The sequence below is a fragment of the Acidovorax sp. LjRoot38 genome (assembly GCF_964252975.1).
Lineage (GTDB): Bacteria > Pseudomonadota > Gammaproteobacteria > Burkholderiales > Burkholderiaceae_C > Acidovorax > Acidovorax facilis.
In genome coordinates, this window is record NZ_CAXUPT020000010.1 from 84,972 (window position 1) to 98,356 (window position 13,385).

13 protein-coding genes are annotated in these 13,385 nt (G+C 67.5%); 5 read left to right on the top strand and 8 right to left on the bottom strand.

Going from position 1 to position 13,385, the window contains the following annotated elements:
- The first annotated feature begins 271 nt into the window (after nucleotides 1-271).
- Nucleotides 272-862: an NAD(P)H-dependent oxidoreductase gene (locus ACSQ22_RS18125; RefSeq protein WP_121419494.1), complete on the top strand. Its 591-nt coding sequence runs from the start codon at nucleotides 272-274 to the stop codon at nucleotides 860-862.
- A 33-nt stretch (nucleotides 863-895) separates the two neighbouring features.
- Here the strand turns inward: ACSQ22_RS18125 and ACSQ22_RS18130 are convergent, their stop codons facing one another.
- Together ACSQ22_RS18130 and ACSQ22_RS18135 are read right to left on the bottom strand one after the other, a co-directional pair.
- Nucleotides 896-1,846 (bottom strand): NAD(P)H-dependent flavin oxidoreductase, encoded by a 951-nt coding sequence (locus ACSQ22_RS18130; RefSeq protein WP_436131119.1) that lies wholly within the window; start codon nucleotides 1,844-1,846, stop codon nucleotides 896-898.
- Nucleotides 1,847-1,914: 68 nt separating this feature from the next.
- Nucleotides 1,915-2,709, bottom strand: coding sequence for a pseudouridine synthase (locus ACSQ22_RS18135; protein ID WP_436131120.1), 795 nt, complete (start codon nucleotides 2,707-2,709; stop codon nucleotides 1,915-1,917).
- A gap of 208 nt (nucleotides 2,710-2,917) precedes the next feature.
- Here ACSQ22_RS18135 and ACSQ22_RS18140 point away from each other — a divergent pair, with 208 nt between their 5' ends.
- The gene (locus ACSQ22_RS18140) at nucleotides 2,918-3,511 is read left to right on the top strand and encodes a DUF6151 family protein (protein ID WP_436131121.1); all 594 of its coding nucleotides are present in this window, start codon (nucleotides 2,918-2,920) and stop codon (nucleotides 3,509-3,511) included.
- Nucleotides 3,512-3,667: 156 nt separating this feature from the next.
- A complete protein-coding gene (locus tag ACSQ22_RS18145; protein ID WP_436131122.1) occupies nucleotides 3,668-4,003 on the top strand; it encodes an ankyrin repeat domain-containing protein in 336 nt (111 codons plus the stop codon).
- A 43-nt stretch (nucleotides 4,004-4,046) separates the two neighbouring features.
- Here ACSQ22_RS18145 and ACSQ22_RS18150 read toward each other — a convergent pair whose 3' ends face one another.
- Nucleotides 4,047-4,856, bottom strand: a complete 810-nt coding sequence (locus ACSQ22_RS18150; RefSeq protein WP_436131123.1) for an alpha/beta fold hydrolase — start codon at nucleotides 4,854-4,856, stop codon at nucleotides 4,047-4,049.
- 86 nt (nucleotides 4,857-4,942) lie between these two features.
- Nucleotides 4,943-5,407 (bottom strand): TerB family tellurite resistance protein, encoded by a 465-nt coding sequence (locus ACSQ22_RS18155; RefSeq protein WP_436131124.1) that lies wholly within the window; start codon nucleotides 5,405-5,407, stop codon nucleotides 4,943-4,945.
- A gap of 141 nt (nucleotides 5,408-5,548) precedes the next feature.
- Here ACSQ22_RS18155 and ACSQ22_RS18160 point away from each other — a divergent pair, with 141 nt between their 5' ends.
- Nucleotides 5,549-6,466, top strand: a complete 918-nt coding sequence (locus ACSQ22_RS18160; RefSeq protein ID WP_436131125.1) for a DHH family phosphoesterase — start codon at nucleotides 5,549-5,551, stop codon at nucleotides 6,464-6,466.
- Between the two features lie 87 nt (nucleotides 6,467-6,553).
- On the opposite strand, the gene ACSQ22_RS18165 is transcribed toward ACSQ22_RS18160, so the two are convergent.
- The 3 genes from ACSQ22_RS18165 to ACSQ22_RS18175 all read right to left on the bottom strand — a co-directional run bounded on the left by ACSQ22_RS18165 (nucleotide 6,554) and on the right by ACSQ22_RS18175 (nucleotide 10,815).
- Nucleotides 6,554-7,771 carry a DUF1501 domain-containing protein gene (locus ACSQ22_RS18165; protein WP_436131126.1) on the bottom strand — a complete coding sequence of 406 codons (1,218 nt, stop codon included), beginning with the start codon at nucleotides 7,769-7,771 and terminating at the stop codon, nucleotides 6,554-6,556.
- 10 nt (nucleotides 7,772-7,781) lie between these two features.
- The gene (locus ACSQ22_RS18170; RefSeq protein WP_436131127.1) at nucleotides 7,782-9,395 is read right to left on the bottom strand and encodes a DUF1800 domain-containing protein; all 1,614 of its coding nucleotides are present in this window, start codon (nucleotides 9,393-9,395) and stop codon (nucleotides 7,782-7,784) included.
- Between the two features lie 148 nt (nucleotides 9,396-9,543).
- Nucleotides 9,544-10,815, bottom strand: a complete 1,272-nt coding sequence (locus ACSQ22_RS18175; RefSeq protein ID WP_436131128.1) for an MFS transporter — start codon at nucleotides 10,813-10,815, stop codon at nucleotides 9,544-9,546.
- A 277-nt stretch (nucleotides 10,816-11,092) separates the two neighbouring features.
- Between ACSQ22_RS18175 and ACSQ22_RS18180 the strand changes: the two genes are divergently transcribed.
- Complete coding sequence (locus tag ACSQ22_RS18180) at nucleotides 11,093-12,796, top strand: flagellinolysin (RefSeq protein ID WP_436131129.1); 1,704 nt, start codon at nucleotides 11,093-11,095, stop codon at nucleotides 12,794-12,796.
- A gap of 18 nt (nucleotides 12,797-12,814) precedes the next feature.
- On the opposite strand, the gene ACSQ22_RS18185 is transcribed toward ACSQ22_RS18180, so the two are convergent.
- Nucleotides 12,815-13,252 (bottom strand): thermonuclease family protein, encoded by a 438-nt coding sequence (locus tag ACSQ22_RS18185; protein WP_436131130.1) that lies wholly within the window; start codon nucleotides 13,250-13,252, stop codon nucleotides 12,815-12,817.
- Nucleotides 13,253-13,385: the final 133 nt, after the last annotated feature.

A 13,385-nucleotide genomic window follows, 5' to 3' on the forward strand; every position in this document is an offset into this window, starting at 1 on the left:
CGCCAACGACCGCTTGGCGGGGTGTGGGCGCCAGGTTTTGATAGAAATTGGCACCTGGCGCTTGATGGTAAAGCGCTGGTAGCTATCAAAAGTGAAGCGTCTGGCGGTTGCCGCCCATGGCCACGTTCCTCCCGTGCCTTCCCAACCCGTCCCTGCGGGTGGCGCCACCTGCTCGGCGCTTGCACCCCGGGGTTGCGCGTGTCACGATTTGCCTTGGTGCCTGCAGCGGCCGCCATCACCGGCGGGCCTGGCGCCGCGAGGAGTTTTTGCCATGACGCCCCAACGCATTCTTCTGATACAGGGCCACCCGGACGCGAGTGCGCCCCACCTGTGCCACGCGCTGGCGCAGGCCTATGCGCAAGGGGCCATCGCGGCGGGCCACGAGGTGCGCGAGATCGAGGTGGCTGCCATCGACTTTGCGCTGCTGCGCAGCCAGCACGAGTGGGAGCTGGGCCTGCTGCCCGCATCGCTCAAGCCTGCCCAGGCGGACATCGGCTGGGCGCAGCACATCGTGCTGTTCTTTCCGCTGTGGCTGGGCGACATGCCAGCCCTGCTCAAGGGTTTTCTGGAGCAGGTGGCGCGACCCGGGTTTGCCTTCAATACCGAAGGCAGCAACCCCTTTGGCCGCAAGGGGCTCACAGGGCGCAGTGCGCGGGTGGTAGTCACCATGGGCATGCCTGCGCTGGTCTACCGCTGGTACTTCCGCGCGCACAGCGTGAAGTCGCTGGAGCGCAATATCCTGGGCTTTGTGGGCATTGCGCCGGTGCATGAGACGCTGGTGGGCAGCGTGGAGCAACTGGGCGACGATGGGATTGCCAAGTGGAAGGCGCGCATGCGTGCGCTGGGCGCGAAGGCGGCGTAGAGCCCTGGCCCTAGCCCTGCGCTGCGATGGCGATCAGCCAAATGACCGCGCTGCAGCCAAGGCGCCCATGCGTTGGCTGATCGCAAAAAACTCTGCCACGGTGTCATCAATGATCTGCTGCGCGGTCTTGACAGAGTCAATCAATCCCGCGGTCTGCCCCGCCAGCGCAGGCGCCGCCTCCATGTCACCGTCAAAGTACACGCGCTGGATGCCCGCAAAGCTGTCGGCGGGCATGAGGCCTGCCTCATGGATGGCCTGGGTGCGCTGCGACTTGAGCGCGCGGATGCAGGGGCTGGCCTTGGTGTTGAGCATCCAGGTGCCGGTCACGCCCGCATCGACGATGGCGTTCTTGTAGTTGGCGTGCACGGGGCTTTCGGCGCAGCTCACAAACCGTGTGCCCATCTGTACCGCCTCAGCCCCCAGCGCAAAAGCCGCCGCCATGCCGCGCCCGTCGCAGATGCCCCCGGCGGCCACCAGCGGCACATCCACCCGCGCACGAATGGCTTGCAGCAGCACCAGGGTGGAGACCTCTTCGGGGTTCTTGAACCCGCCGCCTTCGCTGCCCTCGACCACCAGACCGTCGACGCCTGCGTCCACGCACTTGAGCGCCGCGTCCACCGTGGGCACGGCGTGGTACACGGTGATACCCGCATCCTTGAGCGGCGCAATGAACTTGGCCGGGCTGCCCGCCGAGGTGGTCACAAACTTCACACCCGACGCGCACACAAAGCGCAGCATGGCGTCGTCCTTCAAAAAGCGGATGGGCAGATTCACGCCAAACGGCAGGCCCAGTGCGCTCATCTTGGTGATCTCGGCCTGGCAGTTGGCGGTCTCGCCCGACGATGTCTCGATGATGCCCAGCCCGCCCGCGCGGGACACGGCCGATGCCAGCTGCGTGCGCGCGATCCAGCCCATTGGCGCCTGGATGATGGGGTAGCGCGCGCCCGTGTGGGCGAGGACGCGGTTGGTGGCGGGTGCGGTCATGGGCGGAGTCTCCTGATTTTTGGAGTGCCCATTATTTCGACGGGTGCGCTGTCGTCGTGTCGCCCGGGTTACGGTGCAGTGGGCGTGCCTTGCGTCTCTTCCCACGGCAAGCGTGCAAACAGCCGCTGCCAATCGGAGATGGGGCTGGCGTTGGCAATCTCTGCCGTGTCGTGCCCGGGGCCCCAGCCCGCAGGCCCCGGCCATGGCAGCCCGCTGTCAAACGTCATCACAGCGCCCGACACGGGGTGTGGCACCGTCAGCTGCCACGCATGCAGCCACAGCCTTTGCTGCCCCAGCCGCTCGGCCCACCAGCGGTTGAGGGGGCCTTTGCCGTGTGTAGCGTCGCCAAGGATGGGGTGCGCCAGGTGCTTGAGGTGGCGGCGTATCTGGTGGCGCCGCCCGGTGGTGGGGATGGCCTCGACCAGCGAGGCGCGGGTGGTGGCAAAACGCGCATCACTGGCCTCGGGCAGCGTGAGCTGCGCCACGCGCCGAAAGCGGGTGTGGGCGTCCTGTACGGCCGCATCGGCCGGGGCATCGTCGGGCTTCAAGGCGTGGTCCACCTCGATGTCCTCGGGCGCCCAGCCGCGCACCATGGCCAGGTAGCGCTTGTGCGTGGCGCCGTGCTCGAAGGCCTGTGACAGTGCCCGCGCCGCATCGCTGTGCAGCGCCATCACCAGCACGCCGCAGGTGCCCTTGTCGAGCCGGTGAACGGGGAACACATGCTGGCCCAGCTGGTCGCGCAGGGTCTGCATCACAAACCGCGTCTCGCCCGCGTCCAGCCCCGTGCGGTGCACCAGCCAGCCCGCAGGCTTGTAGACGGCCACCAGGTGCTCGTCGCGCCAGAGGATGTGCAGAGGGGGCATGGAAGAAGAGAGAAAAAATGACGCGAGAAATTACGGACGGAGGCCCAACCGCACGACGGTATGGCCGATGCTGGGGGCTGGGGCTTATCGGGGGGCATCGTTTTTACTACACGGCGGAGGGCAGGGCGCCCGCATGGCCTAGCCTGCACACTGCTGACAAATTCTGGCAGCAGGGGCGATAAGCTCCCGGTCCATCAGAGGGGGCTTCATGATCCATCGCTTTCAATGCCAGTGTGCCAAGGTCGTCGGCGAAGTGGCCGACACGTGCTCCGCCATCCACGCCATCTGTTATTGCCGGGACTGCCAGGCCTATGCCCACCATCTGGGGCAGCCCGACGCGGTGCTGAACCCTCTGGCCGGCACCGAGGTGGTGGGCACGCATGCCCGCAACGTGTCTTTCACCAGTGGCACCGCCCAGCTGGCCTGCCTGTCGCTGTCCGAGGCGGGATTGCTGCGCTGGTATGCGCGCTGCTGCAATACCCCCTTGGCCAATACGGGGCGCGACTGGCGCATGCCCTATGTGGGGCTGGTCCACCTGTGCCTGCGCGCGGGCGGCGAGCCGCTTGCGCCCGCGTTTGGGCCGGTGCAGATGCACCTGGAAACCTCCAGCGCCAAGGGCACGCCGCCCCGCATGCGCTGGAGCCAACTGAAGGCGCTGCTGGGCTTCATGCCCCGCATTGCGGCGGCGCGATTCACCGGTAGCTACCGCCGCACACCATTCTTCACGGCCACTGGCGCGCCTGTGGTGGCGGTGCGTGTGCTGTCCACCGCCGAACGCGAAAAGGCCGTGGCAGCGGTGTAGCAGCTGGGCCGGGTGCCGTAGTTCTTTGCGCTACCAGCCACGCGCCAGGGCGTGCCAGAATGCTGACGGTTTGCCATGGAGCCCCTGGTCTGGAGGCATGGGCATCGGCCCGCGCTGCGCTCCTCGCAAAACCGAAAAACAATACAAGGAGACCCCATGTCCGCTGGAGACTGGAAAGACATGTACGCCGCCGCAGTGGCGGGCGACCTGGCACTGGTGCGCCACCACATCAGCGCGGGCGTCAACCCCAACTACCAGCACCCCGAGATTCTATGCACGCCCCTGGTGGCCAGCCTGATCCACGGGCACAGCGAGATCGCGCACTACCTGCTGGCCCACGGCGCCGCCCCCGGGCTGCGGTCAGACTTTGACGACATGACCCCACTGGAGGCCGCGCGCCGCTATCGGCGCACCGAGTTCATCACGTTGCTGCAGGCACAGGGCGCCAAGGAAGAGCGCAAGCCGTTCTGGTGGCGCTGGTTGCCGGTGTAGGCGATGTGGCGGGGTGATGGATCACCCTGTTGCCCACAGATTCTCAGAGGCCGGCCAGGCAGCGCGCGAGGGCCGCATTGAACTGCTGCGGGGCTTCAAGTGAAGGCAAATGCGCCACGCCCGGTAGCACGGTGCCTTGCGCGGCAGGGATGCGCTGCGCGAGCAGCCTACATCGGTCTTGCAAATGCGGCAGATCGAGATCTCCCCACAGCACGGCTGTGGGGGTTTGGATGGACTCCAGCCGCCTCCATGCCGACGGCTCTTCGACGGCCACGCCCGGGTGAGGTGCTCGCAGTGCGGTCCCGTTCATCGACAGAAAAAGGGAGCGTGCCTCGCCTCCCACCCGGCCCGGCGGGCTCAGGGGGCCGTCCAACCACAGCTGGGCCTGCAGTTCGTTTTTGGCATCCAGGTCGCCACGCGATGCGGTTGCATGGATGGTGTCCATGAGCTCTTTCACCGTGGCGACGGGCTCTGGCACCGGCGCGCCGCCGACACCGGGCGACACCAGCACCAGGCCACCCACGCGCGCGGGCTGCGCAATGGCTGCATCGATGGCAATACGACCACCCATGGAGCAGCCGACCAGCACCGCCTGCTCATATCCAAGGGCATCCATTACCGACCACAGGTCGGCCACGTGGGAATGCGGCGTGGGTGCCAGGGTTCGCGATTCGCCAAACCCTCGGCGGTCGTAGCTGATGGCAGGGCGGAATGTGGCCAGCCAGCTGCTGGAGGCCCGCCACATGCGTCGGTCTGCGACGTTGGCGTGCAGGAAAAGGACCGGTACACCCGCAGCACAGGGGTGAGCCTCCTGCTCCGCAGCCAGCAACGCACCGCTGACTTGCACCTGCATCGTTTTCCTTGTTGTCATGCGGGGGAAGATACCGACCGCCGACTCGGGGTGTCAAGGCGAGATGTCTGGCGGCTCGCCGCACAGGGTCACAGCAGCGCGGCTTCCTTCGCCCGCATCTTGGCAGCTATGTACTCCCCATGCGTCACATGCAGCAGCCCTGCCACCTTGCTGATGGTGTGCATCTCGTTCTCGTCCAGGCGCGCATCGGCATAGGCCACCTGCCACATGGCTTCGACCAGCTGGATCTTCTGGTCCTGCGTGAAGTGTGTGTTCAGGCTGCTGGTAAAGCGCTGGTAGTCGTAGGCCGTCTGGGATGTGGTCACGGCCAGCTCCAGCAGGCGGGCCAGTTCGTCGTCGCTCAGCGCAAACTTGCTGCGCAGGGCGGTCACCACGGTGGTGCGCTCGGCGTCGTCCATGGCGGCATCAAATCGCACCACCTCCACCAGCAGCACGGCGGCCGCCAGCTGCACGGTGTGAGCACGCTCGGCGGGTGACTGTGACGGCGTGGGCTGCGTGAAGCTGTCGAACAGGTCTTTGAGGGTTTGGAACATCGGGGGCCTTTGGGGAGGGCTTTCGCTGTGTGGCGCAAGGGGGTGGAGGTGTGGCCGCGCCGGTTGGTTCCCGCCGTGCTCGCAGGCGGTTGCGCACTTTGCGCTCGCGGCTGACTACTGCCCCGGTGACAATTGGGGGTCATGACGAAGAAAACCATACTCCCCCTGCAACTGCTGGTTGCCCCCGACAAGAACGACCCCGCGCCGCTGATCCTGTACCACGGGCGCAACTGCCCCGACGGCTTTGGCGCCGCGCTGGCTGCCTGGCTGTATTACGGCGACAGCGCCGAGTACCGGGGGCTGGACCATGGCGATGTGCTCTCGGTGGACGACCTGCCGCCCGTGGCGGGCCGCACCGTCTACATACTCGACTTCTCGTTCTCGGCCGAGATCCTGCAGGCCATTGACGAGCGCGCCGCCAAGCTGGTGATGCTGGACCACCACAAGAGCGCAGCAGAAAAGCTCACCGGTTTTGCCTGCCGCTGCGGGGTGGTGCACTTCGACATGAGCAAGTCGGGCGCGCGCCTGGCCTGGGAGTTCTTCCACCCGCACACGCCCATCCCCGCGCTGCTGCAGTATGTGGAAGACCGCGATATCTGGAAGTGGGAGTTTGAAGAGAGCGCACGCTTTCTGTCGGCGCTCGACATGGAGACGCAGGACTTTGCGCGCTGGAGCGAGATTGCCAGCTTCAGCCCCGAGCAGCTCGCGCAGTTCATGGTGCGCGGCGCGGCCATGGACGAGAAGTACAAAAAGCTCTGCGCCGACATCGCCGAGGGCGCCCAGCCCCTGGTGTTCAACGGCATTGCGGGCCTGATGGTGAATGCGCCCGGCATGTTCCACAGCCTGGTGGGCGACATGCTCTCGGCCAAGACCGGCACCTTTGCGCTGATGTGGAGCGCGGGCGAAAAAGGCGTGAAGGTGGGGCTGCGTGCGCAGCGCAACTTTGACTGCATCGCGCTGGCCGAAAGCATGGGCGGCGGCGGGCATGCCCAGGCCTGTGGTTTCAAGATGAAGGTGGAGCGCCTGCCCGAGCTGCTCTCTGGCACCTTCCATGCCTGAAGCAGGGGCCGGTTCTGAATAAAAATCGGCCTTTGCGCTCGATGGATAAGCGCTGATAGCTATTAAATATATAGCAATCGACGTAAGCTACACCAGCCGCAAGTCCGCCCCCTTGGTCCCTGGAAACACCCGCGCCACGGCGGCCGCGTTCAACCCGTACAACCGGGCGAACAACCCGCCCAGCACGGCGCGGTAGTCGTTGAGCACGGGGTAGTCGCGGTTCTGGAACAAGGTGGTGGCCGTCAGCGCCTGCTGCTCTCCCACAATGCGCCCGCCGCCCACACCGCCGCCAAGCACCCAGAACACGGTGCCGTGGCCGTGGTCGGTGCCCCGGTTGCCGTTCTCGCGGAAGGTGCGGCCAAACTCGCTGACCACCACGACCACGGTGGATTTCCACGCCGGGCCCATCTCGTCGGCAAAGCCAGCCAGGCCCCGGCCCAGCTCTTCAAACCGGTTGGCCAGCGCGCCCGTGGCCGCACCCTGTGCCACATGGGTGTCCCAGCCGCCTACGTCCACAAAGCCCAGTTGGTAGCGCGTCTGCATCAGCTTTGCCATGCGCCGCGCCGTGCCTTCAAAACCCTTGGTGCTCAGCGCATTGCGGCTGGCGGCTTCCATCTCGCCCTGCATGGTGCGCGCCACTTCTTCGCGCGTGGCAAAACCTTCGGCCACGGGTGCGGCCAGTGGCGTGCCCCGGTACATGGATTCGATGAGCTGCGCCTGCCGCGCATCCACGCCGCTGCGGCCCGCCGCCGCGCTCAGCAGCGTGTTGGGCACATCCACTGCGCCGCGCAGCACCAGGGGCAGGGTGCTGGTGAAAGCCATGGGCTGCAGCGCGGCCGTGGCTGGGGTGTTGCCGGTGCGCGGGTTGAGCTCGGCCACCAGCCGGTTCAGAAAACCCGATCGGTAGTCGCGCCGCCCGCCCACGGGCTGGCCCAGCTCCATGCTGTCTTGCGTGTCGAAGTGGCTGCGCGAGAGGTCGTCGGTGCCCGCAAAGGGCACAAAGGCCAGCTGGCGCTGCTGGTACAGCGGCAGCATCGATTCGGCCAGAGCGGGGTGCAGGCCCCAGTCGGGCGTGAGCGGCAGCGCGCCGCCGTCCTGCCCGGGTCGGGCAATGGCGATGTTGGGCCGTGTCTCGTAGTAGTAGCTGCTGGCCGTGGGCACCAGCAGGCTGGCGCAGTCATAACCACCGCGCAAGAACACAAGCAGAAAACGCACGTCCTGCGCGCCGGGGGCTGCAATGGTGCTGGCGCTGTGCACGCCGAGGGCGCTGGCGCCCAGGGCTTGAAGAAGGTGTCTGCGTCGCATGGTGATTTCCTCAGCCGTGCATGAATTCCGGTGATGCAAGGAACAACAGGTTCCACTCACGCGGTGATGTTGCCTGCGCCAGCGCATTGCGCGTGGCGGCCGACCAGGCGGGCTGCAGGGCGCGCACGTAGGCACTCTGCGCCAGCGGTGGGGGCGTGCGCTGCGATGCCGACTGCTCGGCCATCCTCATCTCCTTCTCGCGCGGGGTGGGCATGGGGGCGGTGGCCACACCGGCCCCGATGGCGCGGGCGATCTCGAAGCGCGTGGACATCTGCCCTGAGCCTGCCCATGCCGCCGCGTCCAGCGGGTAGCCGTCGGGCGTGGCGCGGCCATACAGGGGCTCGGCCAGGCGCTGCAGCCAGCCCAGTGCGGGCTCGGCGCCGGGCAGCACGGCGTCGCCATGGGCTATGCGCAGGCTGGCCAGCACATAGTGCACCGGGTCGCGAAAGCGCTGGCCCAGCGATGCCCGAAATTCCGGCGCGCTGAACAGTGCCTCCAGCACGGCGGCGATATCGCCATCGGTGCGCTCGAACGTGCGGGCCAGCGTCTGCAGCAGTGCGGGCGGTGGCTTGTCGCCCACCAGGAAGAGCGCGATCTTGCGGGTGATGAAACGCGCCGTGGCCGGTGCGCGGGCCAGACGGTCCAGCGCTTCGTCCACCTCGCCCAGGCCTTCGGCGCGCAGGGGCTGGCCCAGCAGGGTCTTGGGCTCCCAGTCATGCCGCTGGGGGTTGAACTCGAACAGGCCGTCGCGCACGTAGTGGCGGCGCAGCGCGGGCTTCATGCGCGGGGGCTCGTCGCTGTCTGGCTGGCGCGCAATGCCCACACCGGTCAGCACGCGTGCCAGCTCCTGCACGTCCTGCTGGCTGTAGCCGCCGTCCACGCCCAGCGTGTGCAGCTCCATCAGCTCGCGCGCGTAGTTTTCGTTGATGCGGCCCGCTGCGTTGCGGGCGTTGTCCAGGTAGTGCAGCATGGCCGGGTGGCGCACCGTGGCACCCAGCAGGTCGCGAAAGCGGCCCAGGGCATGGGGGCGGATGGCGCGTTCCTCATAGTCGCCCACCAGCACACGCAGGTTGCCTTTGCCCGCAAACACGCTGAAGTGGTTCATCCAGAACCAGGTCATCTTCTCGCGCAGCTGGGTGGGCGAATACAGCGCGCGCAGCACAAAACGCTCGGCCGCCTCCTGCTGTAGCGCGCGCATGTCCTGCTGCCAGGCCTTGAGCGCGGCCTTGCGGCCATCCTCGGTGGGCTGGGCCTTGGCGGCCTGGTGCTGGGCCTCCATGCGCGCGGCCAGCTCGGGCAGGGGCGTGCGGGTGATGGCCATGGCGTCGATCTGCGCCTGGGCCGCGCGCGGCAGCGTGGCGGGCGCGGGGCGCAGCTGCGCGGCCAGGTAGGCGGCAACCCCTTGCGGTGGCAGCGCCTGTGGGCCCTGGGCGGTGTTGCCCCAGGTTACGCGGTCCAGCAGGCGGGCCAGGGTGGGCTCGTCGGCGGTGTTCCAGGCAGCGGCGCCCGCCGGGGTGGCGGCGCGGGCCAGGCCCAGCGGGGCGGTGGCAGCCATGCCCAGCAGGCCAGCGAGCACGGTGCGGCGGGGAAGAGGGCCGGGGAGCGGGGCGGAAGGAGCGTTCATGGGGCGCACAGGGGGCAGGCAGTGGAGCGCATGGTGCTCCGCCCCAACGCGCCGTGCAAGCCTGCCGCGCGGGTTTTACCTGCGCGACACAAACGCCCCGGAGCTTGTTTACAAGGCCTGTCGCTCCGTCGCTGAACCGCTCACCTGCTCAGCTGCTGGCCTGCGCAGCTTCCTCGAAACGGTCCACCGTGCGCAGGGTCTTGAACGCCAGCATCCAGCCACCCACCACGCCCAGCGTGCACAGCCCGCCCACCACGGCGGCGGGCACCACGCCCAGCCAGGCGGCGCTGGTGCCCGCGCGGAACTCGCCCAGCTCGTTGGACGAGCCGATGAACAGCATGTTCACCGCGTTCACCCGCCCGCGCATGGTGTCGGGCGTGGAGAACTGCACCAGCGCGCCGCGGATGTACACGCTCACCATGTCGGCCGCGCCCGCCACCATCAGCGCCACAAACGACAGCCAGAACCAGTGTGAGAGCGCAAACACCAGGTTGGCCACGCCAAACACCGCTACCGCAATGAACATGGTGCGGCCCACATGGCGGTCGAAGGGCCGCATGCTCAGGTACAACCCCGCACCCACCTCGCCCACGGCCATGGCGCTGCGCAGCGCGCCCAGGCCCGCCGGGCCCACATGCAGCACCTCTTGCGCGTAGATGGGCAGCAGGGCCACCACGCCCCCCAGCAGCACGGCGAACAGGTCCAGCGAAATGGTGCCCAGGATGATGGGCCGGGTGCGGATGAAGGTGATGCCTGCGCCAAAGCGCTCGAACATCGTTCCCTGCGCGGGGCCGGGCGCAGTGGCATGGGCCACCACCACACGCAGCAGGAGCGCCACGCCCAGCACAAAACACGCGCAGCAAACGGCATAGGTCAGCTCGCCACCGCCCAGCGCATACAGCAGCCCGCCCAGCAGTGGCCCTCCGATGCTGGCCACGCGCATCAGCATGCTGTTGGCGGCAATAGCCTGCGCGAGCTGCCCGCGCGGCACGATCTGCGGCAGCAGGCTTTGCATGGCTGGCCCCGAAAAAGCGCGTGCGCAGCCATACAAAACCAGGACCGCATAAATGCCCGCCACGCCGCTGGCCCCATGGCCCGCCAGCCACCACAGCAGGGCACTGCACACGCCGCCCACCGACCAGGCCAGCGCCAGGATGCGCTTGCGGTCAAAGCGGTCGATCAAATCGCCTGCTGGCAGCAGCAGGGCCAGCATGGGCAGAAACTGCGCCAGACCCACATAGGCCAGTGCCAGCGGCTCGCGGGTGAGGTCATACACCTGCCAGGCCACCACCACGGCCTGCACCTGGGTGGCGACCACGGCCACCACGCGGGCGATCAGAAAGGAAATGAAGCCGGAGTGGCCGTAGACGCTGGAGGTCTCCGCATCGGGTGCTGCAGGGGGGGAATGGGGGACTGTCATGAAAACGGAGCGGGGGCGGCCGGGGCAGCGCACGCTGGGGGCCAGATGGGAAAGACCCGAGGATGCTAGCGGCTGTGCAGCCTGCACGCTGGGGGCTTGGGGGAAGACCCGCAGAAATGGGTCTTCAGGTTTTGCCCTGGCCCGCCGATAAGCCAGATAGGAAGAAGCGGGTTTGCGGCCTCGGCGCTGCTACTGCGTGGGGCTGGGCGTGCCGCTTCGACCGGTTTGTACCGTTTGTCTATTCATCTGCTTTGACCAGGAGTCCCCGGGGCGTGCCATGGCGTTGACGATCAACACCAACATGATGTCGCTGAATGCGCAGCGCCGGCTTGGCGGTGCACAGAGTGATATGGCCACGACCGTGCAGCGCCTGTCCTCGGGCCTGCGCATCAACAGTGCCAAGGACGACGCGGCGGGCCTGGCGATCTCCGAGCGGTTCACTTCGCAGATCCGGGGGCTCAACCAGGCGGTGCGTAATGCCAACGACGGCGTTTCGCTCATGCAGACGGCCGAGGGCGCGCTGCAGAGCGTCACGGCCAGCCTGCAGCGCATCCGCGAGCTGGCTGTGCAGGCCGCCAACGACACCAACAGCGCGTCTGACCGCCAGGCCATCCAGGCCGAGGTGACGCGGCTGGCGCAGGAGATCGACCGCACCGGGCGCACCACGCAGTTCAATGGCATGGACGTGTTCGATCGCTCCGACGCCAGCGTGGTGGGCGACGAGAACCTGCTGTCCGTGTTTGACGGCCTGACCAGCGCGGGCAGCTGGCTGGAGAGCAGCGAAAACCTCATCCGCAACTACTTTGGTCTGCAGGGCGATGGGGCGGCCATCGACATCCGCTACACCGGCTTTACCGACAACGCGGGCGGTGTGGCCGCCTATGTGCAGGTCACCGGGTTTGACGGGCAGGGGCGGGGCAACAACCTGGTGCTGCAGGTGGACATGGCCGACTTCGTGCCGCCCAACCCGCCCAATGGGGGCTCCGCACCGTTCTACAACGACCGTGTGATTGCCCACGAAATGGTGCACGCGGTGATGGCCCGCTCCACCAACTGGCAGAACATCACCGGCAGCCACTTGTGGTTTGCCGAAGGCGCGGCCGAATTCATCCACGGCGCCGAAGAACGGGTTCGCGCCGACGTGGCCAACCTGGGCGTGGCGGCCGTGGTGGCGGCCATTGGCGGGCCCAGCAACACCAGCGAGTTCTACTCGTCCAGCTACTCGGCCGTGCGCTACATGCACGAGCGCATCAAGACGGCGGGCGGCACCGGCATCAAGGATGTGCTCACCTACATGAGCAACAACCCCGGCTCCACGCTGGACGCGGCCATTGGCGCAGCCTCGGCCGGGGCCTTCACCAACGCGGGGGATGTGCTCACGCAGTACGGGCTCAACGGTGCGGCCTTCATCGGCAGCTTTGACCTGAACAATGCCGACACCGGCGCCATTGGCGGCGCCGACGTGGACGGCGGCATGGTGCGCGACGCCAAGGCGGCGCTGCCCAACCAGGGCAGCCGCTCGGGCAAGGACGCGCTGCAGGGCTTCACCGAGACCTACGAAAACATCGCCTCGACCAGCGGCGCCATCAGCACCAAGGTGTTCCAGGTGGGCGCCAATGCCAACCAGACGCTGGAAACCCGAGTGGGCGCGATTGGCCTGGGGGCCATGGGCCTGCGCAACACGCTGGATGTGACCACCTCGGCCGCACAGGCCATCGTGTCGGTAGACCGCGCGCTCGACTACGTGAACAGCCAGCGCGCCGTCATCGGCGCGCAGTCGTCGCGGCTGGAGTCGGCCATCACCAACCTGCAGATCGGCAGCGAGAACCTCTCGGCCAGCCGGGCGCGCATCACCGACACCGACTTTGCGGTGGAGACCGCCACCCTGGCGCGCCAGCAGATCCTGCAGCAGGCGGGCAATGCCATGGTGGTGCAGGCCAACCAGATGCCCCAGGGCGTGCTGGCTTTGCTGCGCACCTGAGGCAGTGTGACAAGAGGGTCAGCGCTGGCTGTGCCGGTGCCGGTAGGTCCACGGCGCCAGCGGCCGCTTCTGTGACCACAACCCTGTGCCGCTGCTGCGCGCCTGGCGCTGCAGCGCCACCAGCTGCGGGCGGGATTCGGCATAGGGCGTGTACACCCAGGCCAGGCCGGCGCGCACCTGTGCCGTAGCCACGTCTGCGCTGCCGCAGCGCACATGGGCCACCGTGCGGCCGTAGCTGTCTTCGTCCACCGGCTGCAGCGCGGCGCGTTGCCTGAAGCACAGCTGCGCCAGATGCTGCCGTGACTTCTGGCCAAAGGCCTGGCGTGACTCGGGCGCGTCGATGGCGGCGATACGCACCTTCACCTGCCGGTAGGCGCCGGGCGCGCCGCAGCGCACGGTCAGGGTGTCGCCGTCGCTGATGGCGACGACCAGGCAGAGCAGGGAGGCAAGGGGCACGGCAGCAGAGGGAGAGAGAAATGGTGGAAGGCGAGCAAGAAGGCAGGTGACAGAATGTTGTGCCAAATTGCCACTTCGCGCTTTATGGATAAGCGCTAACAGCTATCAATAGTGTAGCATCTGGCGTGTTGTC

What these genes read in the sequence shown, in the direction of transcription:
- ACSQ22_RS18125 (WP_121419494.1), top strand. Translation starts at nt 272, where the DNA reads ATGACGCCCCAACGCATTCTTCTGATACAGGGCCACCCGGACGCGAGT.
- ACSQ22_RS18130 (WP_436131119.1), bottom strand. Translation starts at nt 1,846, where the DNA reads ATGACCGCACCCGCCACCAACCGCGTCCTCGCCCACACGGGCGCGCGC.
- ACSQ22_RS18135 (WP_436131120.1), bottom strand. Translation starts at nt 2,709, where the DNA reads ATGCCCCCTCTGCACATCCTCTGGCGCGACGAGCACCTGGTGGCCGTC.
- ACSQ22_RS18140 (WP_436131121.1), top strand. Translation starts at nt 2,918, where the DNA reads ATGATCCATCGCTTTCAATGCCAGTGTGCCAAGGTCGTCGGCGAAGTG.
- ACSQ22_RS18145 (WP_436131122.1), top strand. Translation starts at nt 3,668, where the DNA reads ATGTCCGCTGGAGACTGGAAAGACATGTACGCCGCCGCAGTGGCGGGC.
- ACSQ22_RS18150 (WP_436131123.1), bottom strand. Translation starts at nt 4,856, where the DNA reads ATGCAGGTGCAAGTCAGCGGTGCGTTGCTGGCTGCGGAGCAGGAGGCT.
- ACSQ22_RS18155 (WP_436131124.1), bottom strand. Translation starts at nt 5,407, where the DNA reads ATGTTCCAAACCCTCAAAGACCTGTTCGACAGCTTCACGCAGCCCACG.
- ACSQ22_RS18160 (WP_436131125.1), top strand. Translation starts at nt 5,549, where the DNA reads ATGACGAAGAAAACCATACTCCCCCTGCAACTGCTGGTTGCCCCCGAC.
- ACSQ22_RS18165 (WP_436131126.1), bottom strand. Translation starts at nt 7,771, where the DNA reads ATGCGACGCAGACACCTTCTTCAAGCCCTGGGCGCCAGCGCCCTCGGC.
- ACSQ22_RS18170 (WP_436131127.1), bottom strand. Translation starts at nt 9,395, where the DNA reads ATGAACGCTCCTTCCGCCCCGCTCCCCGGCCCTCTTCCCCGCCGCACC.
- ACSQ22_RS18175 (WP_436131128.1), bottom strand. Translation starts at nt 10,815, where the DNA reads ATGACAGTCCCCCATTCCCCCCCTGCAGCACCCGATGCGGAGACCTCC.
- ACSQ22_RS18180 (WP_436131129.1), top strand. Translation starts at nt 11,093, where the DNA reads ATGGCGTTGACGATCAACACCAACATGATGTCGCTGAATGCGCAGCGC.